The organism is Streptomyces sp. SN-593 (assembly GCF_016756395.1).
In the GTDB taxonomy this organism is placed as follows: domain Bacteria; phylum Actinomycetota; class Actinomycetes; order Streptomycetales; family Streptomycetaceae; genus Actinacidiphila; species Actinacidiphila reveromycinica.
In genome coordinates this window covers 6,127,921-6,152,654 of sequence record NZ_AP018365.1, presented here as the reverse complement: position 1 = coordinate 6,152,654, position 24,734 = coordinate 6,127,921, and the positions used below count along the sequence as shown (strand labels likewise).

The window sequence follows — 24,734 nt, the reverse complement described above, 5'->3', positions numbered from 1 at the left end:
CGGGGTGAGCGAGATCGTCGACGTCGACGCAGCACCATGGACCGACCCGCCATCGCAGGCCGCGCCCCGCCCCGTTTTCGCGTTCACCGAACCCGACCCGCGGGACGAAGGCCGACACCGCCCCCCGTCACCACGGTCGCCGGCGCCCCTCGGTGCCGCGACGGCACGCTCGTCCCCGCGGATGAAGGGAACCCCTGTGAGCATGGCCTACATCGCACAACCCGAACAGCAGCAGCAGCTCGAGTGGCTCGACGGCGGCACGCTGGCGATGCTGCTGGACGGCCGGGCCACCGACGGCCAGCTCATGGTCGGACGCTTCGACGTCGGCAAGGGCGAAGCGCCGCCCTACCACAAGCACCTCCACGAGGACGAGATCTTCCTGCTGATCAAGGGCACCGCCCTCGTGTGGTGCGACGACCAGGAGTACGAACTCGCCGAAGGCGGCGTGGTGTTCCTGCCCAAGCAGATCCCGCACGGATACCGCATCACCTCCGAGAGGGCCGACCTGCTGATGATCAACACACCGGCCGGTATCGAGGGGATGTTCCGCGAGACCGGCCGGGACAAGGCCACCCCGCGCCCGCCCGGCTTCCAGGTGACACCCAACCCCGACATCGCCGACACATACGGCAACATCGTGCTGGGCCCGCCGCGATGACCTCGACCACGGCGTCCACACCTCCGAAACGGAGACGGTGATGACCGACGCGGCCTCGTTCAACGCACGCACCATCGCCGAATTCCGCGCCAACTCCGGGCAGGTCGGCGGAGGTTTCGCCGGAGCGCCACTGCTCCTGCTGCACACGATCGGCGCGGATCGAGGTGGGCGCCGAGATCCGTGACGTGCACGCCGCAGTGCTGCGGGGACAGGAGCGCGACGCCGCCTTCGCCGAACAGGCGCGCCGTTACCCCGGCTTCGCCGACTACCAGCGCAGGACCGAGCGGATCATCCCCGTCATCGCGCTGACGCCCACCACGGGGCCCGGCCCCGCCGCGAACCAAGCCTGAACCGGCCGGACCCCGGCCCGCCGGCCCGTTACCGAAGTGCCCGAGAGAAGTGCCCGAAAGGCGATCATGACCCAGCAACAGCGCCAAGCCCTCGAGGAGCTCCTGCGCCACGGCCCGCTCGATGTCGGCGGCGACATAGCCGAACAACGTGTGATCTTCCAGGAGATGATCTCCGCGGTTCCCCTGCCCGACGACGTCTCGGCCAAGCGGGGCGAACTCGGCGGCGTGCCCGTCGAGACCGTCGAGACCCCGGGGCTCGACCCGTCGGTGGTGGTGCTCTACTTCCACGGCGGCGCCTACGCCCTCGGGTCGGCGGCCGACTCGGTCGGTCTGGCCGCCGACGTCTCCCGGCGCGTCGGGGCCCGGGCCATCTCGGTCGACTACCGGCTCGCACCAGAGCACCCGTTCCCCGCCGCCCTCGACGACGCCGTGGCCGCCTACCGCGCGCTGCTCGGCGAGGGTGTGCCCAGCACGAGGATCGCGTTCGTGGGCGAGTCCGCCGGCGGCGGCCTGGTCGTCGCGGCCCTCGCCGCACTCAGGAACGCCGACCTGCCGCAGCCCTCCTCGGCCGCGGTGTTCTCGCCGTGGGCCGATCTGACCGTCTCGGGCGCCAGCGCGACCGGCAAGGCCGCCCTCGATCCCGCGCTCACCCCCGCGGCCCTGCGCACACGGGCCCGCGACTACCTCGGGGAACGCGACGCCGCCACACCACTGGCCAGCCCGATCTTCGCCGACCTCACCGACCTGCCGCCGCTGCTCATCCAGGTCGGCTCGCACGAGATCCTGCTCGATGACGCCATCCGGCTCGCCGCCCGGGCCGCCGACCACGACGTCCCGGTCGAACTCCAGGTGTGGCCGGAAGTACCGCACGTCTTCCAGGGCTTCGCCGCCCTGCTCGACGACGCCGACCGGGCCCTGAACTCCGCAGCCGCGTTCATCAAGCGCAACTGGGCCGCCTGACACCCGGTAACACCGCAGAGGCCATCCGCTCCCCCCGGCCTCCGAGGACATCGGCGCCTCTTCCGGGGGGCCGGTCGCTCGTCAACCGTCGGACAGGTCGGCGAGTCGGGCTCCGGCAAGTCGACCGTCGGAATCGACGACCGGCTCCGCCGCTCGCTGGAGTCCGTCGGGCTGCCCGCCGGCGCGGTGGACCGCCACCCGGCGGCGTTCTCCGGAGGCCAGCGGCAGCGCCTGGCCATCGCCCGCGCGCTTTCACGGACCCCGAGTTCATCGTGCGACGAGGCGGTCAGCGCCCTGGACCTGTCGGTGCGGGCCCAGGTCCCGACCTGCTCACCCGTCTGAAGCGGGAGCGCGGGCTCAGCTACCTGTCCATCTCCCACGACCTGTCCGTGGTGTTTCATCTCAGCGACCACATCGTGGTCCTGTCCGTGGGCCGGATCGTCGAACAGGGCCCCGCACGGCAGATCGCCGAAGCGCCCGCCACCCGCACACCCGGGCGCTGATCGCCGCCGCGCCGGTGCCGGACCAGCCCTGAGGGCCCGTCCGGCGGATCATCGCGGCAGTTGCCTCTCACAAGGTCTTCTGCCCGTTGCGACTGGGAGGAGTTCGACGCACCCCGCATGGGATCCACGGCTTCACCGAAGAAGGACGCCTTCCGGTCGCCCTGCCCGGTGATCTGGACCCTCTGCGTAGAACCGAAGGCACTGCACCGGCTGCAGGGTCCAGCGCGACTGGAAGTGCCCGCCCGGTGCGACCGCGGGAGCGTCGACTGCCGCAAGTCCAACGCGACCGGCACCACCACGGGTACGTACCCGTATCCTTCATCAGATAGGAAGGGAGCACGATCATGGCCGATGCGAATGTCCGCATCCCGGAAGAAGCCCGGGACCGTCTTGCTGCGGTGGCGGCGGCGGAGGGAATGTCGCTGCGGGCGTACCTGGCCCGGCTGGCAGAAGCCGTGCTTACGCCCGAAGAGCGTGCAAAGCAGGCTGAACAGGCCCGCGCGGTGCTGAAGGACTGGAGCGGGTACGCCCCGGGCGCGGCGGAGCAGAGGGACCTAGACGCGGAACTGGATGCGCGTCTGCGGCAGGCGGCCGCCCGGTGACCGATCCTCACGAGGCGGTGCACGTCATCCTGGACGACACGGCGATGGCAGCGGCCGGCCGGGGCAACCTCCTGGCTTCCCGGCTGATCCACCGGGCGCACGCGGAGCCGGGCTGGTACCTGTACGCCACCGCCTGCGCGCTGGTCGAAGCCGACCGTGCCCGCCCGGGAACCGGCGAGCACATCGTGTCCCTGCCCGGCATCACGGTGCTGGACCTGGACCTGATCGCGGCGCTGTCCGTCGCCCGCCACGACACCTGGGCTGTGGCCCACACCCTGCACGCCGCGCAGCCCACCCCGGAACGCCCCGCCGGGGCAGTGGTGGCGACCGCGGTCCCCGGGGCCTGGACGGCGCATCCCGTCCGTGTCCTGGACCTCACCCCCTGAGCGGGCACGCATCCTGCGGTAGGGCTCAGGGGGCATCTGCCGTCATACGGTGAGGCAGCCGGCCTGCTGCGGGTGCTCGGCTCTCGCGTGCCTGACCAGGCCGCGCCAGCGTGTCTGTGGTCCGCCTGCCCCCAGCCACCTGGCCGGGGAGGCGTGCTGCTCGGGCAGCGGTAGGTCAGCGATGAAGTGGGTGATGCCGGTGGGGTTGGCGTAGTCGCCGCCGGACGTCAACTGGCGCAGCCGGGCGTTCGCTGCCTGCAGGCATGTGGGGTCGCCAGTGAGGGCGTGGTGGAAGCGAGTTCCAAGGTGGCTTCCACCGTGGCCAGACCGGAGCTTGCGACGGTCCACAAGAGGCGGGCGCGTTCCTGACGCATGGAGCCGACCCCGGCTCATGCGGCACCACCATCCGCAGACGGCTCCTTCGCCGCCCGATGCTCGGAGTACGACGACGGGCTTCAGGGTTTCTGTCTTTCGGTCGGTGCGGGGGCGCGTCGGTGGGACACACCCCCGGTGTGGGGCGGAGGGCGGGTTACCTGGCGATGGTGTCGAGTGCGGTGACCGCGTCGGCGGGCAGGGCCAGACCGGCGGCGGCGATGTTGTCCCGCAGGTGCGCCACCGAGGAGGTGCCCGGGATCAGGACCATGGACGGGGAGCGCTGCAGCAGCCAAGCCAGGGCGACCTGCTGCTGGGAAGCGCCCAGTTGCGCCGCGACGGTGGCGAGTTCCTGGGATTGCAGGGGGCTGAAGCCGCCGAGGGGGAAGAACGCGGCGTAGGCGATGTTCTCGGCGGCGCAGCGGTCGACCAGGGAGTCGTCGGCGCGGTCGGCCAGGTTGTAGAGGTTCTGCACGGTGACGACGGGGGCGATGGCCTGTGCCTCGGTGAGCTGTGCGTCGGACACGCCGCTCAGGCCGAGGTGGCGGATCAGGCCTTGCTCCCGTAGTTCGGCGAGGGCGCCGAACTGCTCGGAGAGCGAGTCGGTGGAGCCGGCTTCGAGTGCGGCGGTGCGCAGGTTGACCACGTCCAGGGTCTCCAGGCCGAGGTGCCGGAGGTTGTCGTAAACCTGTGCCTTGAGGTCGGCGGGTGCGAGGGAGGGGATCCAGGCTCCCTTGTCGTCGCGGCGGGCTCCGACCTTGGTGACGATGTGCAGGCCGGCGGGGTAGGGGTGCAGGGCTTGCCTGATGAGTTCGTTGACGACTGCGGGGCCGTAGAAGTCGCTGGTGTCGATGTGGGTGATGCCCTCGTCGACCGCTGCGCGCAGTACGGCGACGGCCTGGCTCTTGTCCTTGGGCGGGCCGAAGACGCCGGGGCCGGCGAGTTGCATTGCGCCGTATCCCATGCGGGTGATGGTGAGGTCCTCGGCCGGGGTGAGGGTTTGGAGGGTGGCGGGGGTGGTCACGAGGGTGTCCTTCCGGGAGATGCCGTTCGGCAGCATGTATCTAACTGGATAGATACAACGTAGCTCCGCCGGCGAAGTAAGTCAAAAGTTAGTTACATCGCCTAGGATGGCCGCATGGACACCGACGAAAGGACTGCGAGTTCCCCGAGGCCGAGGAACTCCGCCGCGACCAAGGAACGGCTGCTGACCGCAGCCACCAGCGAGTTCGCGGAATTCGGCCTGGCCGGGGCCCGGATCGACCGGATCGCGGAACGGGCCGGGGCCAACAAGCGCCTGCTCTACGTCTACTTCGGAGACAAAGACCAGTTGTTCGAGGCCGCCTTGCATCGGCAGATCGGCAAACTGGCCCAGGAGACACCGTTGGCAGACGGCGACCTGATCGCCTACGCCGCGGCACGGTTCGACTTCATGCTCGCCCACCCGGAGACCGCGCGCCTGGCGGCCTGGCTCCGCTTCGAACGCCACGGCGACTCCAGCCAGACCGAGATCGACAGCTACCGCGCCAAGGTCGACGCCATCGCCACCGCACAGCACGAGGGCCGCATCAACGACGGCATCTCCGCCACGGACTTGTTCGCAATGGTCCTGCGTCTCACCGAAAGCTGGCTCGACGTACCCCCGGCCCTGGCCGCCGCCACCGGGACGGACCCCCGTGCCCCCCACCGACTCGGCGAACACCGCGCCGCCCTCCTGGAGGCGGTCCACCGCATCACCGCTCCCCGCGCCGGTGAATCGGGGCACGCAACGGACGCGTGATCCAGAGCGACGGCCGTGGTGCCGGACGTCGGCCCGCACGTGCGCGCGGCTGCCTTCGACCCCGGCAGCGGCCGCCTGGACCTGCCGCGTGAGTATGTTCGTCCGATGGCGCGTCCGGAGCGCTTCGGGAGGGGAGGATGCCGGTGGACGTCGCCGCGACCCGCAGGTCTCCCGCTACTCCTTCTCCACCACCTGGGGGCCTGGGCGGAGGCGGCCCTGATGGACAACAGCTCGGGTGACGACTTCTCCGTCCTCTTCACCCGGCCGGTGTGCTCGTCCGCGGCTTCGACCACGAGTCGGAGATGAGCCCGTACGCCACGGACGACGACCGGGTCTGGCCCGGTGTCATCGACGAGGTGCCCACCGCGCTGCGCCCGCTCCTGGACGACCCGACCTTCGTCGACGGCGGCCACGGCGCCCCGCGCCGCGGGACGGCCGGACCCGCGGGCGGCGCCGCCCGCGGCCGCGCTCAGGGGGACGGCGCCAGCAATCCGTGCAGGGCCCGCTCCAGGGCCGCGCGGTCCAGCGGGACCGCACCACCGCTCGCCTGATGGAAGCCCCGGTCCAGCCGGACGCCGCGGATCATGGCCCCCAGCAGCGCCGCCATCAGCGGACCGGGCAGCACCGGCCGACGGCCGATCCGGGCGTACACCGCGTCCAGTGCCGCGCCCACCCGCCCGTTGAACTGCTCCTCGTGCTCCGCCAGCGCCCCGGCCGCCTCCGCGTCGCGGATCGCCATCAACCGGAACTCCATGGTCAGGGACAGCCACCGCTCGTCCAGCACCCGGTCGGCCACCCCCGCGAAGACCGCCGCGAGGGCCGCGGCCGGGTCCCGGGAGGTGTCCACGGCCGCCAGGGCCTGTTCCACGCCCTCCGCGGTGCGGTCGCTGTGCCGGCGGAAGACGTCGAGGAACAGCTTCACCTTGCTGTCGTAGTTCGAGTAGAAGGCGCCGGTCGTGCGGCCCGCGCACTGGCAGATGTAGCCGATCGACGCGCCGTGGAACCCCCGCTCGGCGAAGGCGCGCTCCGCCCCGGCGAGCAGCGACTCCACTGTCTTGGACCGCTGCGGCGGCATGTCGCGTCCTCTCGGTCGCCGTCGGGACACCCCCCGGGGGTGATCGGTCAGCTTACGGCAGCACTGGCCGGAATCGATCGGGGCCCCTTTCCGATAGGGATGCCTATCGGTAGGTTTCCCTACAGACGTGGTGGCGCGGCGCGTGCTCCTTCCCCCGGTGTCCCGGACCGGGGCACCGCCGCCCGCCCGCCGCCGCGCCTTCCGGAGGACTGCCACCGTCAGGAGCCCATGACGTGAACACATCCCCGAGTGCCGCCCCCTCCATCCCCACCCCCACGCTGCCGCGCTACCCCCTCGAACGCGCCGGCCACCTCCACCCCGCCCCCTCCCTGCTCGGCCTCCCGCCGGTCAGTCCGCTGCGCTTCGCCGGCGGCGCCGAGGGGCTGCTCGTCACCGGCTTCGAGGCGGCCAGGGCCGTACTGAGCAACCCGCTGCTGAGCGCGGAGCGCTGGCGCGGCGACGACCCCGTCCGGCCGGTCCCCCGCCGCGTCCGGGAGCGCCGGGGGCTGGGGCCCGGCGCGTTCCTCGCCACCGACGACCCCGAGCACGCGCGCTACCGCACGCTGCTCACCGGCCAGTTCACCGTCCGCCGCATGCGCGCCCTGCAACCGAGGGTCGAGCAGGTCGTGGAGCACTGCCTGGACGGTCTCGAAGCCGCCGGGCGGCCCGCCGACCTGGTGGCGCACTTCGCCCTGCCGGTCCCCTCCCTCATCATCTGCGAACTCCTCGGCGTCCCCTACACCGAGCGCGACCGCTTCCAGCGCGCCTCCGGCACGCTGCTGCGCCAGGACCTCAGCGCCGAGAGCTTCGACGCCGCCGTCGACGCGATCGACGCCTTCCTGGGCGAGATGATCGCGGCCAAGCGGCGCAGTCCCGACGACGACCTGGTCTCCCTGCTGATCGCCTCCGGCCAGGTCACCGACGAGGAGATCTGCGGCATGTGCCGGCTGCTGCTCGTCGCCGGCCACGAGACCACCATGAACATGCTCAGCCTGGGCACCTTCGCCCTGCTCAACGATCCCGAGCAGCTCGCCCGGCTGCGCGCCGACGACGACCTGGTCCCCTTCGCCGTCGAGGAACTGCTGCGCTATCTCGCCATCGTCAACGCCTTCCCGGTGCGCACCGCCCTGGAGGACACCGAGATCGCCGGCGTCCCCGTCCCGGCGGGCACCTCGGTCGCGGTGTCGGTACCGGCCGCCAACCGCGACCCCGCCCTCGTGGAGGACCCCGACCGGCTCGACGTGGGCCGCCGCCGCAGCAGCCATCTGGCCTTCGGCTACGGGATCCACCAGTGCCTCGGCCAGCACCTGGCCCGCATCGAACTCGCCGCCGGCTACCGGGGGTTGCTCCGCCGCTTCCCGGCCCTGCGGCTGGCCGTCCCGGCCGACGCCGTCCCGCTGCGCAGCGACATGGTCATCTACGGCGCCCACGAACTCCCGGTGACCTGGTGACCCACTGACCCCGCCGACCCGCCGACCCCACTGGCCCCGCGACCCCGGCCGCAGCCTCCCGGACCCCCGTACGCAGCCGGAGCCGACGTCACCCGACCCGTCGGCGGCGTCCGGCCGGGTCAGCCGGGGGCGGGGGTGCGGGGCTGGTCCAGGGTCGCTATCAGGTGGCCGAGGTCGCGGCGGTGGGAACCCGCGTTCCACACGGCCCAGGTGCGGCGGACGATCGGGTTGCCGACCAGCGGGAACCAGGTCACCGTGTCGGGCAGCGGCTGGGACCAGCCCTCCGGGGCGAGGGTGAAGGACCGGCCGACGCTGAGCGACGCGAGTTTCACCTCCGCGATCAGGGGCGGCCCGTCCGGCGGCGGCACCGGGCCGGGGTCGATGCCGTGGCTGCGCAGGATGGCGGTGAGTTCGTCGTACCAGGCCGGACTGCCGGACCGGGGGAAGCCGAGCCAGTCCAGTCCGATCAGCGCGTCCAGGCGGATGCCGTCGGGACCGGCCAGTCCCGTGGCGCGCTCCGCCACGAGCAGCACGCCCAGGGGCTCCTCCACGACGAGCATCGCGTCGAACTCCTGGCCCGCCGGGCGCACCCGGAGGATGCCGAGGTCGAGGTCGTTCTCGTGCAGCGCCGTCAACTGGTCGGCGGTGGACAGGTGCCGGGCCAGGACCCGCGTGCCGGGATACGCGACCGCGAGGTCGAGCAGCGCCTTCGAGAGCAGGTCGGGCGGCAGCTCCACCGGGATGCCGATGCGCAACGTGGCCGCCGCGGCCGCGGTGCGCGCGTCCATCGTCGCGAGCGCCTGGTCGTAACGGGCCAGGATGGCGCGGGCCTCGGCGAGCAGGACGAGGCCGGACTCCGTCGCCTGCACGCCGGTGGAACTGCGGATCAGCAGTTGCACCCCGAACTCGCGTTCCAGGGCGCCTATCGTCTGGGACACGGCGGGCTGGCTGATGTGCAGCCTCCGCGCGGCCGCGGACAGTCCCTGCTCCTCGACCACCGCCACGAACGCACGCATTGCCCGCATCTCCATGCGCCTATGGCATCACGGTTGCCCGGCGCGGGCCATCCGCGTCCACGGGCGGGGGCGGGGACGGGGGCGGCCCGACCCGGCCGGCGCCCCGGGGCGGGTACGGCCGGACGAGTATGCGCCGGGCGCCGCGGGGATGGCAAGGCAGGGCGCCCACCGGCCATTCCCCGAGCTTATAGCCGCTCTCACCAGCCCTTCTGTCACATGGCTAGGCATCACGCGGTGCCCGGGCGTTGGGTAGGGAGCGCAAGGGCGAAGAGACGCCCGGCGCCTTGAGGAGCCCGCGATGTCCCGGCAGATCCCGTCGACGTGGCCGCTCCCGTCGTACGTCACCGCCCGCCGCCCACCGGCGCCGGGCACCTTCCACCGGGCCCCGCGGTTCCGCCGGCCCGGGCGGGGGTTCGTCCGCATGACACAGGAGAGGGCATTGCCGATGCGAAGAACAGCTCTGCGTCACCGTCCGGGTCGCCGGACCGCCGCACCGACCGCCGCGCTGGCCGGCGTGCTGGCCGCCGGCCTGGTCCTCGCCGGCTGCGGAGGCTCCTCGTCGGCGTCGGGTTCCGGCGGCAGTTCGGTGACCATCGGCGTCTCGGGGGCCAACGTCAACATCCTGCCGGTGTGGGTGGCGCAGAAGAAGAACTTCTTCGCCGAGCACGACATCAAGGTCAAGCTCGACGTGCTGACACCGACCGTCACGAGCAGCGCGCTCACCTCGGGGTCGGTGCAGTTCCTCGCCGGCAGCGCGAAGAACTTCCTGGACGCCGTCGACAAGGGCACCGGCGAGCTGACCGTGGCCCAGACCTCGGTCGGGGTGCCGCTGGGGCTGGTCATCAGTACGCACTTCGCGAAGGAGCACCACCTGACCAAGGACTCCCCGCTGAGCGACGTCGCCAAGGCCATGGTCGGCTCGACCGGGGGGTCCTCGTCGGAGTCGACCACCGCCGAGGTGAACCTCTTCCTCCACGAACACGGCGTCGACACCAAGCAGATGAAGGTCGCGTCGCTGTCGAGCCCGACGATCTACGAGAGCGCGCTGAAGACGAACCGGATCGACTGGTTCTGCACGTCCGAGCCGACGCCGCTCCAGGCACAGGCGGCGGGCACCGGGATCGTCGTCGCGAACTCGGCCAACGTGCCCGCCTGGGAGCCGCAGAACATGGGCCCGGGCAACATCACCGTCACCACCAACAGCTACGCGAAGAAGCACCCCGACGCCGTCAAGCGGTTCGCGCAGGCGATGCAGGAGGCGGTGCAGTACATCCACGACAACGAGGGGTCCACCGCGCTGACCGACATCGCGGCGGCGGAGAGTCCGGGCATTCCGCTCGACGTCCTCAAGGAGTCCATCTCCGAGATCGACTGGCCGGCGAACGGCCGGATGACGCCGGCGCAGTGGGCCACCGCCGTGAAGTTCACCTCGCAGATCGACGTCATCAAGCCGGACATGAAGGTGACCGAGGGAACCGACTGGACCAACGCCTACCTCGGCTAGGGCCTGTGCGCACGGTCCCGTTGCCCGTAAGGACCCGGGTTCCGGTGCAGGAGCCCCGGAGCCTCCCCAGGAGAAAGGACACCACGGTGGACGACGCTCGTCCGGGTGCGGCGGACGGCTCCGCCCCCCTCCCGCCGCCGCACCCCCCGGAACCGCCGCACCCGACGGAGCCGCGACAGGCGGCGGAACCGCCGCAGCCGCCCCGGTCACGAGGCCACGTGGGCGTGATCGTCGGCAGCACCCGCCCGACGAGGATCTGCGCGGACATCGCCGGGCTGGCGGCGAAACACCTCGGCGCCGAGAGCGCCCTGTCCTACGGGTTGATCGACCTCGCGGAGATCGCCCTGCCCTTCCTCGACGAACCGCGCAAACCCGCGCTCGGCGGATACGCGCACGCGCACACCCGCGCGTGGAGCGGCGTCGTCAGCGCGTTCGACGGCTTCGTCCTCGTCTTCCCCCAGTACAACTGGGGATATCCGGCGGTGCTCAAGAACGCGCTGGACTTCCTCTACACGGAATGGCGGGGCAAGCCCGCCGCGCTCGTCACCTACGGCAGCCGCGGGGGCGGGCGGGCCGCGGAGCAGATGCGGACCGTCCTCACCGGCCTGCACATGGACGTCGTCGCCGACGACGTGCGGATCGTGATCTCCGCCGACGACGTCGACGACACCGGACGGCTGGTGGACGCCGGGCGGACCGTCGCCCCGTACCTGGACGGACTCCAGGCCATCGACGCGCGGCTGTCCGCGTTCATACACCCCACGCCGGGAGAGTGACCATGGATCTGGGAATCGAGGGGCGCAAGGCCCTGGTCTGCGCGTCGAGCCAGGGCATCGGCCTGGCCTGCGCGACGGCGCTCGCGGCCGAGGGGGTGGAGGTGTGGCTGAACGGGCGCCATGAGGACACGCTCGCGAAAGCCGTGGACGAGGTCCGCGCCCACGCCACCTCCCCGGTGCACGGCGTGGTGGGCGACCTGACGACCACCGGGGGCAGGGGCGCGCTCCTGGAGGCGTGTCCCGAACCCGACATCCTCGTCACGAACAACCGCGGACCGCGCCCCGGACGGCTCGGCGAGCTGGCGGAGGCGGACCTCGCGGAAGCCCTCGACCTGCACTTCTCGGCGCCGATCCACCTGCTGCGCGCGGTGGTCGACGGCATGGCCGCGCGGCGCTTCGGCCGGATCGTCAACGTCACGTCGGCGGTGGTGACCCGGCCCAGCCCGACGATGGTGGCCTCCAGCGGAGCGCGGGCCGGCCTGACGGCGGTGATGAAGGCCGTGTCGAAGGAGGTGGCCCGGCACAACGTGACCATCAACAACATCCTTCCGGAACGCATCGACTCCGGGCGGCAGTTGCAGCTCGCGAACCGCACGGCGGAGCGCGAGGGCATCAGCTTCGAGGAGGCCCGGCGGCGGCAGGCGTCGTCGGTCGCCGCCGGGCGGCTCGGCGCTCCCGCCGAGATCGCCGCGGCGTGCGCCTTCCTCTGTTCCGTCCCGGCCGGATACATCTCGGGGAACAACCTCCATGTCGACGGTGGCAGCTATCTCGGCCTCATCTGAATCTGACCCTGCGCGCGGCGCACGGGCAGCGGGTTTTGGGAGCGTGTATGTCTGAGGTCTACGAGGCGCCCGAGGTGATCCGCAGGATGCTGGTGAACACCAGCGCCCTGCTGAACTGCCTGAGCGCGGAGCAGCGTTCACGGGCGTGGTTCCCGTTGGACGCCCCGCACCGGAGGGACTGGGACTTCGTCCCCAAGCCGGACCGGACCGGGCTGCCCCTGGCGGTGATGGACCGCCACCAACGCGCCCTCGCGCACTCCCTGATGAGCGCCGGGCTCAGCACGCGCGGCTACACGATGGCGCTGTCCATCATGGCCATGGAGAACGTGCTGCGCGAGTCGGGCGTGCCCCGGTTCGGCATCGCGGCCGCGGACATGCGCAACCCGGACCTCTACTTCTTCTCGTTCTACGGCCGGCCCAGCCACGAGGACACGTGGGGGTGGCGGGTGATCGGCCACCACCTCTCGCTCAACTACACCATCATCGACGAGCGGTTCCTGTCGGTGACGCCGTGCAACATGGGCAGCCAGCCGGCGTCCGCCGGGGTCATCGCGCCGCTCCACGACGACGACCAGCACGGGTTCGACCTGCTGCACGCCCTCTCACCCCGGCAGCGCTCCACGGCGGTCATCCACCCCGTCGCGCCGGCGGACTTCGTCACCCGGCAGGTGCCGCTCATCGGCAAGGTGGAGTACCCGGACCACTGGGACCTCGGCATCCCCTCGTACGTGATCACCGAGGAGGACCGGGAGGCGCTGAAGTTCGAGAAGGACAACCCCCGCGGGATAGCCGTCTCGGACCTGGCGCCGGACCAGGCGGAGGCGTTCTGGTCGCTGGTCTCCAACCACCTGGACCGCATGCCGGCGGTCGTCGCGGACAAGCACATGGAGCGGCTGCGGGACGAGGGCGCGGACAACATCTTCTTCTGCTGGGCCGGAGGGGAGCGCAAGGGGACCTCGCACTACTACCGGATCCAGAGCGGGCGGCTGCTGTTCGAGTTCGACAACGCCATCGACAGCGGCAACCACATCCACTCGATGTGGCGCGACTACCGCAACGACTTCGGGCACGAACTGCTCCTCGACCACTACGACAGGGAGCGGCTGACCGGGCACCACCTCCGGACCCGGCTGACCTCCTCGGTACCGGACGACGAGGACACCCGAGGCGCCACCGGCGCCGCCCGGCCGGTGGGGCCGGGCACGTACACCACTGAGGAGTTCCATTGATTCTCTGCTTCTTCAACGGAGGCCGGCTCGGCGTCGTCGGCGGCGGCCGGGTGGCCGAGGTGCCGGAGTCGCTGGTGCCGGCGACGACCCGGCCGCAGGACCGCCTGGTGGCGCTGATCGACCGCTACCCGGAGATACGGGACCGGTTGGCCGGCCTGCCGGGGGAGGCGTCGCCCGCCGTGGCCGAGGTCGCTCTGGAGGCGCCGGTGCCGTCGCCGCAGCAACTGCTGTGCGCGGTGAAGAACTACTCCGACGACCGGCAGGGCGTGGAGGCCGACTTCTTCCTGAAGTCACCGCTGTCGATCGTCGCGACCGGCTCGACGGTCACGCTCCCGCCGGCCCCGGCACGGGTGTTCCACCACGAACCGGAACTCGCGGTCGTCATCGGGCGGGGCGGCCGCGACATCGGCGCGCAGGAGGCGATGGGCCACGTCTTCGGCTACACCGGCTTCCTCGACCTGTCGGCGCGCGACGTCGGGCAGACCTACTACTTCAAGAAGTCGCCGGCCGGCTTCGGGCCGATGGGCCCGTTCCTGGTGACCGCCGACGAGATCCCCGACCCCCACGACCTGGTGGTCGAGCTGTCGGTGAACGGCGAGGTGCGGCAGCGCTACTCGACCGGGCAGATGGCCAACCGGATCGACCGGCTGATCGAGGTGGCGTCGTCGGTCTCCGGTGTCGCCCCCGGAGACGTCATCGCCACCGGGACGCACCACATCGGCATGGGGCCGGTGCAGGACGGGGACAGCGTGACGCTGGGCATCGAGCGGATCGGCGACCTGACCGTCGAGATCGCCGACCCGCTGCGCCGCGCGTGGGACCCGTCCGGCAAGCGGCTCGACGCCACCGTGTAGCGGCGGGCGGCGGTCCCGCCGGAAGCGGAGGACGGGCAGCGTTCCCGTCGAAGCGGAGGTCGGGCCGCGGCGCCGGAAGCGGAGGCCGGACGGCCGCCCGACCGGACCGCGGCCGCCCGACCGTCCGCGGCGGCCTCGTCATCGGCCCGTCGGCCCGGGTGCCCCCCGGGCCGGCGGGCCGGCGGGCCGACGGGCCGGCGGGCCGGCGGGCCGGTCCCCGGAACGGACGCGCCAGGAGCCACCGTTCACACCCCGCGCCCCTCCGCCCCCGCCCGCCCCGCCAGCGGGCGCCGCGGCGACCGCTCCCACCTGCGGGTTGACGCCGTCCCGGTCCCGGACCCTTGTGCGGGGACGACGCCCGCAGTAGGTTCCCCACGCCACGTGACAACGATGTCATGCACGTGGGTACCGCCGTCCGCCGAAAGGAACGCCATGCGGCGACGAGTTCTGAAGGTCCATCTCACCCGGGTCGTCGTCGCGGCAGCCCTCGTGGTCACCGGTCTGGCGGCCGTACCCGCCGCCGCGGACGCGGCGTCCGCGCCCTCGGCCCCGGCCGCGCTGGTGGCGCCGCTGGCCGGCACCGCGGCCGGCGGCGGGACCTATCCCGGCGCGACCGTGCCGTTCGGGATGGTGCAGTTCAGTCCCAACACCGACTCGGCCGAGGGCGGTGGCTACGAGTACACCGACCCGAAGACGTGGGGGCTCGGGCTCAACCACCTGTCCGGGCCCGGCTGCGCGGCCATGGGCGACGTGACCTCGCTCCCGCTGACCGGCGGCGTCACCTCGCTGGACCCGCACGCCAACGAGGTCGCGTTCGACCACGCCACGGAGGACGCGCACCCCGGGGCGTACGCCGTCGACCTCGCCGGCGTACGGGCGGAGCTCACCGCGACCACCCGCACCGGGTGGGCGCGTTACACGTTCCCGAGCGGGTCCGCGCCCGGCGTGCTGGTGAGCCCGGGCGGCGGCTTCCGCGGGGCGTCCGCGGCGACCGTCGACGTGGTCGGGGACCACACGATCGAGGGCTCCGTCAGCACCTACGGGTACTTCAACACCTGCCCGTCCAAGAGCTACAACCAGTACACCGTCTACTTCTCGATGCAGTTCGACCACCCGTTCAGCTCGTTCGCCACCGGCAGCGGCACCGCGGTCAAGGCCGGGCAGGCGTCGGCCACCGGCACCGGCAGCGGCGCGTACGTGTCGTTCGACAGCCGCGACGTCACCTCGAAGGTCGGCATCTCCTACGTCTCGCTCGCCGGTGCGCGCGGCAACCTGGCGGCCGAGGGCACCAAGGGGTTCGGCTTCGACCACGTCCGCTCGGCGGCCGCCTCGCAGTGGAACGCGCTGCTGTCCCGGGTCCAGGTCCAGGGCGGGAGCGCCGCCCAGCAGTCGACGTTCTACACGTCGCTGTACCACTCGCTGCTCGACCCGAACGTGTACTCCGACGCCGACGGCGACTACACCGGCTTCGACGGGGCGGTGCACCACGAGCCGCGCGGCCAGGCGCACTACACGGCGTTCTCCATGTGGGACACCTACCGCACGCAGCAGCAGGTCCTCGACCTGGTCGCCCCGGAACGCGTCGCCGCCATGGCGCACAGCCTGCTGAAGGACGCGCAGCAGAGCGGCTGGATGCCCAAGTGGCCCTACGCCCAGTACGACACGAACGAGATGGTCGGCGACCCGGCGGCGAACCTCCTCACCGACGCCTACCTGAAGGGCCTGCTGCGCCCCGGTGACGCGCGGCCGATCTACGAGGCGCTGCTGAAGAACGCCACGCAACTGCCCGATCCCGCGCAGACACCGCTGGAGGGCCGCACCGGACTCGCCGAGTACCTCAACCAGGGGTACGTCCCGCTGGGCGGCACCGGCGACTACACCACGGCGGCGTCCGACCAGCTCGAGTACGGCGTCAACGACTGCTCGCTCGCGCTCTACGCGAGCAAGCTCGGCGAGAAGGCCGACGCCGCCCGGTTCCTGGACCGGTCCCAGCGGTTCGTCGACCTGATCGACCCGCAGACCGGGTTCGTGCGGCCGCGCCAGGCCGACGGCTCGTGGCTCACTCCCTTCGACCCGGCGGGCGAGAGCGGGTTCAAGGAGGGCTCCGCCTGGCAGTACACCTGGCTGGCGCCGCAGGACGTGTCCGGGCTGGCGAGCGCGCTCGGCGGGGTCGGCCCGACCGTCACGAAGCTCGACCAGTTCTTCGCCTACGACCAGTTGACCGCGGACCCCGCCGGCGTCGCCGCCGGCACCTGGGGCGCCGAGGACCGGTACAACCCGTACAACGAGACGGACCTCCAGGCCCCGTACCTGTACAACTACCTCGGCCAGCCGTGGAAGACGCAGGACGTGGTGCGCGCGGCCGAGACCCTCTACAACACCGGCCCGACCGGCGTCACCGGCAACGACGACCTCGGCACCATGTCGAGCTGGTACGTGCTCTCGTCGCTCGGGCTGTACCCGGCGTTCGCCGGCGGCGACCAGTACACGCTGACGAGCCCGCTGTTCACCCACGCCGTGGTGCACCTGCAACAGCCGTACTACCACGCGTCCCGGCTGGTGATCGACGCGCCCGGAGCGTCGGCGGCCAACCGCTACGTCCAGGGCCTGACGGTCGACGGCAAGGCGGTGCGGACCAGCGTCATCAGCCACAGCGAGATCCAGAAGGGCGCCACCCTGCGCTTCGACCTCGGGAGCCGGCCGAGCACCTGGGCCACGGGCTCCGGCACGCCGGTCTCCGCGTGCTCGGCGACCGCCCGCACCGCCGACGTGCGGATCACCGGGGTGACGTCCGCGCCCGGCGCCGCGGGCGCCGCGGGCACGATGACGGTGCACCTCACCAACGCCGGCACCACCGCCGCCACCCATGTGACGGTCGGCGCCGAGGCGCCCTGGGCGGTGCGCGCGGCCACGCTTCCCGCGATCGCCCCCGGCCACTCGGCGACGGCCACCCTGGCGGTCTCGCCGGCCGAGGGCACCGCGCCCGGCAGCTACCCGGTCACCGTGACCTCCGACTGGGCGAGCACCGGCGGCAGCGGCGGCGCCCTCACCACGTTCACGGACACGAAGTATCAGGTGGCCGCGACCTCCTTGGACCAGCTCCTCGACACGGTGGGCACCAGCCCGGACAGCGACCGGAGCGTCGGCAACCTCGACGGCAGCCACAACAGCCTGTCCCGGGACGCCCTCGCCGCGGCGGGGCTGACGCCCGGCGCCTCCGTCCCCGTCGGCGACGCCACCCTCACCTGGCCGGCGAGCCCCGCGGGGCAGGCCGACGACGCCGTGGCCGCGGGACAGACGATCAGGCCCACGGCGCCGGGGAGCGCCGACACGCTCGCGCTCCTGGCGACCGCCGGGTCCGGCGGCCCGATCACCGCGACCGGGCAGATCCTCTACACCGACGGGACCGTCCAGCCGTACACGCTCAAGGTGAGCGACTGGACGATGCACCACGACCAGGACTCCTTGCTCTCCGGCGAGACGGTCGCGGCCAAGATGTCCTACCGGAACCTGGCGACGGGGCCGCAGCAGACCAGCACGTACGTCTTCGGCGTCACGGTGCCGGTCACCAGTTCCAAGACGGTCGCGTCGGTCACCCTGCCGTCCGGCTACACGGGACGGCTGAACGTGTTCGCCCTGGGGTTCGGCCACGCGGGCTGAGCCTCCGCTCCCACCCGCGTGCGGGCCGGCCGGCCACCGCGGCCGGCCCGCACGGCGGTGCGTATGGCAGGGCGGACGGCGGTGCGGACGGCGGTGCGGCGCTCCCGGTGCCGGCCGGCCGCGCATCGGTCGGTGCCGCCGCACCCGCCGTGCCCGCTCTACCCGCCGTGCCCGCTGCACCTGTCGTGCCCGCCGCACCCGCCGTGCCCGGCTACTCCGGGACGGCGTCGGAGGGGTCCGGGAAGCGGACGCCGGTGAGTTCCTCGGAGACCCGCCAGACGCGCTCTGCCTCCTCCGTGGAGCGCAGCCGGCTGTACGGCCGGTGCGCCGCGGGACGGCCGCCGAGCTGGCCCGGACCATCAGGGCCGTAGAAGCCGCCGCGCTCGGCGTCGGGCGAGGTCGCGGCGTAGAGCGCGGGAAGCTGCGCGGTCGCCACGGTCCCGACGAGGATGCCGCGGGCCGACAGGGCGCGGATCAGGCGGACGCCCAGGGTGTCCTTGGCGCGCCCGACCTCGGGACGGGCCGCGAGCAGGCTGGTCGGGGCGACACCGGGGTGGGCCAGGTTGCTCGTGACGCCCCAGCCGCCGGCCGCGCTGCGCCGGTCGAGTTCGAGACCGAAGAGGCCGAACGCGATCTTCGACTGGCTGTAGGCGCGCATGCCGTCGTAGGACCGCTCCCAGTTGAGGTCGTCCCAGTTGACGGAGTGGCGGTTCGCGGCGACGCTGACCTGCGAGGTCACCCGGGCGCGGCCGGCGCGCAGGAGGGGCAGCAGGTGGGCCGCCAGGGCGAAGTGGCCCAGGTGGTTGGTGCCGAACTGCAACTCGAACCCGTCGGCGGTCGTCTGCCGTTCGGGCGGGGTCATCACCCCCGCGTTGTTGACGAGCAGGTGCACCGGTCGGCCCTCCTCGCGCAGGGCCGCGCCGAGCGCGGCGACGGAGGCGAGCGAGGAGAGGTCGAGTTCCCGCAGAGAGACGCGCCCTGCCGGGACCTGCGCCCGGATCGCGGCGAGCGCCGCCTCGCCCTTGCGCGGGTTGCGGACCGGCAGGACGACCTCGGCGCCGGCGGCGGCGAGGCGGGTGGCGAGGCCCAGCCCGATGCCGTCGCTCGCCCCGGTGACGACGGCCAGCCTTCCGGTGAGGTCGGGAACGGGTACATCGACGGTTCGGCGTGGCATGTGGTCGCTCCTCGCTGGTGTCCTTGCCTCCACTCTGGCAACGATCGGCGGAGTTGTGCAGGGACCGCCGATCCGGTGTTCGCCGAGCCGTGGCTGCGTGCGGTCGCCGGGCGGGTGGGCAGAAGAGCGGTGGGCGCCGCCGGAGCCCGGGAACCGGAGCCGTGAAGGGACGGGGGAACGTCCTCGGCGCGGGGAAGCGTCCTCCGTGCGAGGAGGCGTCCTCGAACGGGGAAGCGTCCTCGGTAGGGGGACACGTGCCTTCGGCGCGGGGGACGCGCCCCCGGCGTACGGCGCCGGACGGACCGAACGGATGGGACGGCAGATGCTGGAGATCACCCGGAACCACGCGTGGGGCCGCGACTACGCGGTCGTGCTCGACGGCTCGACGGCGGCGCACTGGCGGCGGCGCGCGTGGAGGTCCGGCGGGCGGGTCGAGATGGACGGGCGGACCGCGGAGCTCCGTTCCGCCGACCGGGGCCGCACCTTCGAACTGCGGGGCGCCGACGGCGTCCTCGCCGAGGCCCACCGCAGCGGGCGGACCTGGCGGCTGCGCCACGGCGGGGAGGAGTACACCTTGGAGCGGCCGTCGGGGTTCGGCCGTCGGAGCCGGAGGCTGCTGCGCCGCGGGGATGTGCTGGGGACCTTCACCCGGACCCGTTTCGGCCGCGGTCTGACCGCCGAACTCGGGGACCTGCCCGCGCCGGCGCAGGTCTTCGCGGGGCTGGTGGTGCTCAGCCTGTGGCAGCGGCAGGACGCCGCCACCGCCGCGGCGGTCTCCGCCGGCAGCAGCTGACCACCCCGGTGCGGCGGCGGCCGGTTCCCGGGGCCGTACCGGGTCCGTCCCGGCGCGACCCTCGGCGCCCCGCGTGGTCGCCCGACGCGACGGCCCCGCGGGTCGCCCGCACCGGTGAGCGGCCGTCCCGCGTTCCGGCCCAGGGGCCAGCCCCCGGCAGGCCCGCGGGGCCCATGACCTGCCCCGGGCCGGGCCGACCGGCCGGGCCGGAAAACGACCATAAGACCCGCTGATGATTGCCGAAAAAAACTCCTTCTGGACCTGGCAGGCTCCGGCGCGGTCTTATGGCACCGCACCGCATCGCGGGTCCGGCGCCGGCCCCGTGAACGGCGCGCGCCCGGTCCCGGCATCGAGGAATCGGCCGCGCGGCTCCGCAGGGCCCCACGCCAGTCCGCCTTTCCGGGAGAGCCACATGGCCGCCATCGCGAAGCCGGACATCCGACGACGGCGCCGCCCGGCCGGCATCGTTCCCCCCGCCGCCGGCGCGCTGACCACGGCGTTCCGCGACCGGAGCCCCTGGCACCCGCCCCGCTCCCACGAGGAGCCGCGGGGCCGGGCGGCGGGGGGCGCCGGCCCGACGGTGCGGCCGAGCCCGCCGCTCGTACGCACCGGAGCCGCCGGGGCGTCCGGAACTCCTGGAACTCCCGGAACCACCGGAACCACCGGAACTGGTACCAGCGGGACTTCCGGTCCGGCGGGATGCGGCGGGTGATGTCCCGCCACCCGCCCGCCCGCGCGCGAACGCGCCGCGGCGGGTCGGAGCCCGACCCGCGCCGGAGTGTGTTCCGCCGGCCCCGGGCGCCCCGGCCCGCGGGCGAGTCCCCGTCCACCGAGCCCTGGAGAGAGCAGTACGCCCGTGAAACCCGAAGAACGGCGCCGCCACATCCTGGCCACCGTGCGCAGCCGCGGGATGGCCGAGGTGACATCCGTCGCGTGTGACCTCCAGGTGTCCCCCGAGACGGTCCGCCGCGACCTCAGCGCGCTGGAGAGCAGGGGCCTGATCCGCCGGACCTACGGCGCCGCGTACCCGCTCCAGAGCGCGGCGTTCGAGACGTCCTTCGCCGACCGGGCCGGGCCGCACGCGGCGGCGAAGAGCCGGATCGCCAAGGCCGCGGTGCGCCGGATCGAGTCCGCCGAGACGATCTTCGTGGACGAGGGCCACACCCTGGAGGTCCTCGCGGGCGCGCTCCCGGCCGACCGGCCGCTCACGGTGATCACCGCGGCGGCCGAGACCGCGACGGCGATCGTCGACTCCCCCCACCTCACCGTGCTGCTCCTCGGCGGCAGGCTGAAGTCCAGGACCCGGTCCACCGCGGGGTCCTGGACGTGCGGCATGCTCGCCGGGTTCGTCATCGACCTGGCCTTCATGGGCACCAGCCGGATCTCCCGCGAGCACGGCCTGACCACCCACGACCCGTCGGTCGCCGACGTCAAGGCCAAGGCGCTGGAGGTCTCCCGGCGGCGGGTACTGCTCGGCCACCACAGCAAGTTCGGCACGAGCACGCTGAGCCGCTTCGCGGAGGTCGCCGACTTCGAGGCGATCATCACGGACACCGGGCTGCCCGCCGCGGAGGCCCGCCGCTACGAACTGCTGGGCCCGCGCGTCCACCGCGTCTGAGCGCGGAACGGCCGCGGGCCCGGGCACGGCTTCGGTGCCGACGTCTCCACCGCCCCCGCAACCGCCACCGCAACCGCCGGCTACGGCTACGGCTACGGCTACGGGACGGTCAGTACGACTGCGCCGCGCGGCGGATCGCGCGCAGGACCGTCGCCACCGCCGGCACCTCGGCCATGTCCGGCCACAGCAGCGCGTAGGTCCGGCGCAACGGCCAGTCCCGCAGCGGGCGGTGGACGAGCGAGGGCACCAGTGGCCCGCGCAGCGCCATCTCGCTCATCAGGGTGATCCCGAGCCCGGCGGCGACCAGCGCCTGGATGGCGTGCGCGTCGTCGACGGTCGCGCTGATCTGCGGCTGGAAGCCGAGGTTGGTGCAGGCCGCGGCGAACCGGTCCCGGTGGCTCTCCATCACCCAGCGCTGGTCGGCGAGTTCGCCCAGCCCGATGGCCGCCCGCCCCGCCAGCGGGTGGTCCTCGCGCATCAGCACGCACCGCCGGTCGGTCATCAACGGCACCCTCAGCATGGCCGACTCGCCCTCGGGGGTGTCCTCGTTCTCCCAGTTGCACAGCAGGCCGAGGTCCGCCTCGCCGGTCCGGATGAGGTGGCGGGCCTCGACCGGCTCGGCCTGCACGAGCGTGACGCGGACGTCGGAATGCTCCGCCACGAGCGAGGTCAGCGCCTGCGGCAGCAGGGTCAGGCAGCTGCTCTGGAAAGCGACCATGCGCACCAGGCCGCCGCCCCTGGCCACCAGTGAGGCGATGTCCTGGTCCGCCGCCCGCAGCACCGAGAAGATGGTGTCGGCGTGCCGGACCAGGCTCTCCCCGGTCGGGGTGAGTTGCAGGCCCCGCCCGACGCGCGTGAACAGCGGGGTGCCGACGGCCTGTTGCAGGCGCCGCATCTGGTAGCTGACGGCCGGCTGGGTGAAGCCGAGCGACGCCGCCGCGGCGGTGTAGGAGCCCGTGCGGGCGATCTCCGCCAGCACCTCCAACTGGCGCACGTCCAACATATGCAAATGATAAGCGCAATTGATGGAGGGGCGAAAAAACTCTCGTTGGACCGGAGGGCCGAAGTCCGGTCCAATGGAGGCCGCGAACCCGCGGAGTACCGACGGCGAAGCCGTTTCGGTCCCGCTTCCCGTCCCCCAGGAGTTCTCGTGAGCACGTCCGCCGAACCGCTGGTACGGATCGCCGGAGTCAACAAGCACTTCGGACGCACCCAGGTTCTGCACGACATCGACCTCGATGTCGCGGCCGGTGAAGTCGTCGTGGTGATCGGCCCGTCCGGGTCCGGCAAATCCACGCTCTGTCGCTGTGTCAACCGGCTGGAGACGATCACGTCGGGCACCATCGCCATCGACGGTGTGCCGCTGCCGGCCGAGGGGCGGCAGTTGGCCGGGCTGCGGGCCGACGCGGGAATGGTCTTCCAGTCGTTCAACCTCTTCGCCCACCTGACGGCGCTCCAGAACGTGGTGCTGGCGCCGGTCAAGGTGCGCGGCCGCTCGCGCGCGGACGCGGAGAGCGCGGGCCGGCTGCTGCTGGCGCGGGTCGGGCTGGCCGACAAGGCGGACTCCTACCCCGCCGAACTGTCCGGCGGCCAGCAGCAGCGCGTCGCGATCGCGCGGGCGCTGGCCATGGATCCCAAGGTGCTGCTCTTCGACGAGCCGACCTCGGCCCTGGACCCGGAGATGATCCAGGAAGTGCTGGACGTCCTGGTCGAGTTGGCCGCCGAGGGCATGACGATGATCGTGGTCACCCACGAGATGGGCTTCGCCCGCAAGGCCGCCGACCGGGTCGTCTTCATGGACGAGGGCCGGATCCTGGAGATCTCGCCGCCGGCCGAGTTCTTCACCTCCCCCCGCCACGAACGCTCCGCCGACTTCCTGTCGAAGGTGCTGCACCACGTATAGGCGCGCACCCGCCGGTACTCCGTCCGGTCCCGTTCAGCGCCGCCTCGGGTACGTACTCCGAACAGTCCGCACTCCGCATAATCCGCACCCCGAACAGTTCCCACCCCGAACTCCGGGCGCGTATTTCCCCGCATATCCCGATGCGGGACTTCCCCGATGTCCGCCTTCCGGTTCCGCTCCAAGTTCCGCCCTTTTGTCCGCCCCGCTCCGTTTTCCGCTCCGCCGCCCCGCCTTTTCCGTTCCTTTCCGTCCGCCCGGCGACTCCGACCGCCGTATCCGGGTCCGGGCGACCGATTCCGCGCAGGAGAGCCATGAACGTCCGCAGAACAGCATTCCGCCGCACCCGGACCGGTGCCGGCCTCACCACCGGGCTGATCGCCGTGACCGCCCTCGTGGTGAGCGGGTGCTCCAGCAGCTCCGGCAACTCCTCGGCGGTGCCCGGCGCGCCCGGGGCCAAGAGCGGCTCGGCGGCAGCGTCCGCGGGCCGGACCGTCGACGACCTCGTCGCCGCCGAGCAGCCGGCGAGCGCGTCGCTGCTGCCGAGCGGCTCCACCGCGGCGAAGATCAAGGCCAAGGGCACCCTGGTGGTCGGCGGCACCCAGACCGCGGCGCTCTTCTCGTTGCTCGACCCCACCACCGGCAAGGTCGACGGCTTCGACGCGGCCATGTCCGAACTGCTGGCGAAGTACATCATCGGCAAGCCGTCCACGAAGCTGGTGAACGTCACCTCCGCGACGCGCGAGGCGCTGCTGAGGAGCCACCAGGTGGACACGGTGTTCGCCACCTACACGATCACGCCCGAGCGGGAGAAGTCCGTCGCCTTCGCCGGCCCGTACTACCAGGACGGCCTGGCGATCGAGGTGAAGAAGTCCGCCGCCGACATCACCTCCCCGGCCGGCCTCGCGGGCAAGACGGTGGTCACCGAGTCCGGCTCCACCGCCGCCACCGCCGTCAAGAAGGCCGCGCCCACCGCGAAGGTGCAGTTGTTCGACACCAACACCGAGTGCCTCCAGGCACTCCAGCAGGGCCGGGCCGACGCCTACGTCCTGGACCAGGGCATCCTGGCCGGCAACGCGTCGACCAACCCCGACGTCAAGGTGTCGGCCACCACCTTCAGCGCGGAGCCGTACGGCATCGGCATCCCCCTCGACCAGCCGGACTTCAAGCAGTTCGTCGACGACTGGCTGAAGAAGGTCGAGGCCGACGGCACCTGGGCGAAGGTCTGGAAGGCCACCGTCGGCACCCAGGTCCCGGGCGACGCCCCGACGCCGCCGGCGGTCGGCTGACG

General features: G+C 72.5%; 26 protein-coding genes. 20 read left to right on the top strand and 6 right to left on the bottom strand.

The window, feature by feature from the left end:
* Nucleotides 1–202 precede the first annotated feature (202 nt).
* The 8 genes from RVR_RS26200 (at nt 203) to RVR_RS26175 (ending at nt 3,459) form a co-directional block, all read left to right on the top strand.
* Nucleotides 203–658 carry a cupin domain-containing protein gene (locus tag RVR_RS26200; RefSeq protein WP_237404970.1) on the top strand — a complete coding sequence of 152 codons (456 nt, stop codon included), beginning with the start codon at nt 203–205 and terminating at the stop codon, nt 656–658.
* Nucleotides 659–698: 40 nt separating this feature from the next.
* Nucleotides 699–842: a PNPOx family protein gene (locus tag RVR_RS37950; RefSeq protein ID WP_237404969.1), complete on the top strand. Its 144-nt coding sequence runs from the start codon at nt 699–701 to the stop codon at nt 840–842.
* Nucleotides 823–1,008 (top strand): nitroreductase/quinone reductase family protein, encoded by a 186-nt coding sequence (locus RVR_RS37945; RefSeq protein ID WP_237404968.1) that lies wholly within the window; start codon nt 823–825, stop codon nt 1,006–1,008. Before RVR_RS37950 ends, RVR_RS37945 begins: the two co-directional genes overlap by 20 nt.
* 66 nt (nt 1,009–1,074) lie before the next feature.
* Nucleotides 1,075–1,968 (top strand): alpha/beta hydrolase, encoded by an 894-nt coding sequence (locus RVR_RS26190; RefSeq protein ID WP_202236366.1) that lies wholly within the window; start codon nt 1,075–1,077, stop codon nt 1,966–1,968.
* 132 nt (nt 1,969–2,100) lie between these two features.
* Complete coding sequence (locus tag RVR_RS38950) at nt 2,101–2,310, top strand: ATP-binding cassette domain-containing protein (RefSeq protein WP_430393246.1); 210 nt, start codon at nt 2,101–2,103, stop codon at nt 2,308–2,310.
* Nucleotides 2,241–2,471, top strand: a complete 231-nt coding sequence (locus tag RVR_RS37940; protein WP_237404967.1) for a hypothetical protein — start codon at nt 2,241–2,243, stop codon at nt 2,469–2,471. Before RVR_RS38950 ends, RVR_RS37940 begins: the two co-directional genes overlap by 70 nt.
* 344 nt (nt 2,472–2,815) lie before the next feature.
* On the top strand, nt 2,816–3,073 hold the full coding sequence (locus RVR_RS26180) for a hypothetical protein (RefSeq protein ID WP_202236365.1): 258 nt from the start codon (nt 2,816–2,818) through the stop codon (nt 3,071–3,073).
* Between the two features lie 44 nt (nt 3,074–3,117).
* Nucleotides 3,118–3,459: a PIN domain-containing protein gene (locus RVR_RS26175; protein WP_202239186.1), complete on the top strand. Its 342-nt coding sequence runs from the start codon at nt 3,118–3,120 to the stop codon at nt 3,457–3,459.
* Nucleotides 3,460–3,501: 42 nt separating this feature from the next.
* On the opposite strand, the gene RVR_RS26170 is transcribed toward RVR_RS26175, so the two are convergent.
* Both RVR_RS26170 and RVR_RS26165 read right to left on the bottom strand, forming a co-directional pair.
* The gene (locus RVR_RS26170; RefSeq protein ID WP_202236364.1) at nt 3,502–3,690 is read right to left on the bottom strand and encodes a hypothetical protein; all 189 of its coding nucleotides are present in this window, start codon (nt 3,688–3,690) and stop codon (nt 3,502–3,504) included.
* 298 nt (nt 3,691–3,988) lie between these two features.
* Nucleotides 3,989–4,891 carry an oxidoreductase gene (locus RVR_RS26165; protein WP_202236363.1) on the bottom strand — a complete coding sequence of 301 codons (903 nt, stop codon included), beginning with the start codon at nt 4,889–4,891 and terminating at the stop codon, nt 3,989–3,991.
* A gap of 78 nt (nt 4,892–4,969) precedes the next feature.
* Here RVR_RS26165 and RVR_RS26160 point away from each other — a divergent pair, with 78 nt between their 5' ends.
* Nucleotides 4,970–5,611, top strand: coding sequence for a TetR/AcrR family transcriptional regulator (locus RVR_RS26160; protein ID WP_202236362.1), 642 nt, complete (start codon nt 4,970–4,972; stop codon nt 5,609–5,611).
* 469 nt (nt 5,612–6,080) lie between these two features.
* On the opposite strand, the gene RVR_RS26155 is transcribed toward RVR_RS26160, so the two are convergent.
* Complete coding sequence (locus RVR_RS26155) at nt 6,081–6,686, bottom strand: TetR/AcrR family transcriptional regulator (RefSeq protein ID WP_202236361.1); 606 nt, start codon at nt 6,684–6,686, stop codon at nt 6,081–6,083.
* Between the two features lie 233 nt (nt 6,687–6,919).
* Here RVR_RS26155 and RVR_RS26150 point away from each other — a divergent pair, with 233 nt between their 5' ends.
* Nucleotides 6,920–8,137 (top strand): cytochrome P450, encoded by a 1,218-nt coding sequence (locus RVR_RS26150; RefSeq protein WP_202236360.1) that lies wholly within the window; start codon nt 6,920–6,922, stop codon nt 8,135–8,137.
* A gap of 119 nt (nt 8,138–8,256) precedes the next feature.
* Here RVR_RS26150 and RVR_RS26145 read toward each other — a convergent pair whose 3' ends face one another.
* Nucleotides 8,257–9,168, bottom strand: a complete 912-nt coding sequence (locus tag RVR_RS26145; RefSeq protein ID WP_202236359.1) for a LysR family transcriptional regulator — start codon at nt 9,166–9,168, stop codon at nt 8,257–8,259.
* Between the two features lie 430 nt (nt 9,169–9,598).
* Between RVR_RS26145 and RVR_RS26140 the strand changes: the two genes are divergently transcribed.
* From RVR_RS26140 to RVR_RS26115, 6 genes are all read left to right on the top strand, one after another.
* Entirely contained in the window at nt 9,599–10,657 is a 1,059-nt protein-coding gene (locus tag RVR_RS26140; protein ID WP_202236358.1) for an ABC transporter substrate-binding protein, read from the top strand.
* A 218-nt stretch (nt 10,658–10,875) separates the two neighbouring features.
* The gene (locus RVR_RS26135) at nt 10,876–11,433 is read left to right on the top strand and encodes an NADPH-dependent FMN reductase (RefSeq protein WP_202236357.1); all 558 of its coding nucleotides are present in this window, start codon (nt 10,876–10,878) and stop codon (nt 11,431–11,433) included.
* 2 nt (nt 11,434–11,435) lie between these two features.
* Nucleotides 11,436–12,215, top strand: a complete 780-nt coding sequence (locus tag RVR_RS26130) for an SDR family oxidoreductase (RefSeq protein ID WP_202236356.1) — start codon at nt 11,436–11,438, stop codon at nt 12,213–12,215.
* 47 nt (nt 12,216–12,262) lie between these two features.
* A complete protein-coding gene (locus RVR_RS26125; protein WP_202236355.1) occupies nt 12,263–13,444 on the top strand; it encodes a DUF3500 domain-containing protein in 1,182 nt (393 codons plus the stop codon).
* Nucleotides 13,441–14,298 (top strand): fumarylacetoacetate hydrolase family protein, encoded by an 858-nt coding sequence (locus RVR_RS26120; protein WP_202236354.1) that lies wholly within the window; start codon nt 13,441–13,443, stop codon nt 14,296–14,298. Before RVR_RS26125 ends, RVR_RS26120 begins: the two co-directional genes overlap by 4 nt.
* 432 nt (nt 14,299–14,730) lie before the next feature.
* Nucleotides 14,731–17,958 carry a GH92 family glycosyl hydrolase gene (locus tag RVR_RS26115; RefSeq protein WP_202236353.1) on the top strand — a complete coding sequence of 1,076 codons (3,228 nt, stop codon included), beginning with the start codon at nt 14,731–14,733 and terminating at the stop codon, nt 17,956–17,958.
* Between the two features lie 211 nt (nt 17,959–18,169).
* On the opposite strand, the gene RVR_RS26110 is transcribed toward RVR_RS26115, so the two are convergent.
* Complete coding sequence (locus tag RVR_RS26110; RefSeq protein ID WP_202236352.1) at nt 18,170–19,132, bottom strand: SDR family oxidoreductase; 963 nt, start codon at nt 19,130–19,132, stop codon at nt 18,170–18,172.
* 310 nt (nt 19,133–19,442) lie between these two features.
* Here RVR_RS26110 and RVR_RS26105 point away from each other — a divergent pair, with 310 nt between their 5' ends.
* Both RVR_RS26105 and RVR_RS26100 read left to right on the top strand, forming a co-directional pair.
* Complete coding sequence (locus RVR_RS26105) at nt 19,443–19,925, top strand: hypothetical protein (RefSeq protein ID WP_202236351.1); 483 nt, start codon at nt 19,443–19,445, stop codon at nt 19,923–19,925.
* An 856-nt stretch (nt 19,926–20,781) separates the two neighbouring features.
* Nucleotides 20,782–21,543, top strand: coding sequence for a DeoR/GlpR family DNA-binding transcription regulator (locus RVR_RS26100; protein WP_202236350.1), 762 nt, complete (start codon nt 20,782–20,784; stop codon nt 21,541–21,543).
* Nucleotides 21,544–21,652: 109 nt separating this feature from the next.
* Here RVR_RS26100 and RVR_RS26095 read toward each other — a convergent pair whose 3' ends face one another.
* A complete protein-coding gene (locus RVR_RS26095) occupies nt 21,653–22,546 on the bottom strand; it encodes a LysR family transcriptional regulator (protein WP_202236349.1) in 894 nt (297 codons plus the stop codon).
* Nucleotides 22,547–22,693: 147 nt separating this feature from the next.
* Between RVR_RS26095 and RVR_RS26090 the strand changes: the two genes are divergently transcribed.
* Entirely contained in the window at nt 22,694–23,446 is a 753-nt protein-coding gene (locus tag RVR_RS26090) for an amino acid ABC transporter ATP-binding protein (protein ID WP_272933111.1), read from the top strand.
* Nucleotides 23,447–23,757: 311 nt separating this feature from the next.
* On the top strand, nt 23,758–24,732 hold the full coding sequence (locus tag RVR_RS26085; RefSeq protein WP_202236348.1) for a glutamate ABC transporter substrate-binding protein: 975 nt from the start codon (nt 23,758–23,760) through the stop codon (nt 24,730–24,732).
* The last annotated feature ends 2 nt before the right edge of the window (nt 24,733–24,734 follow it).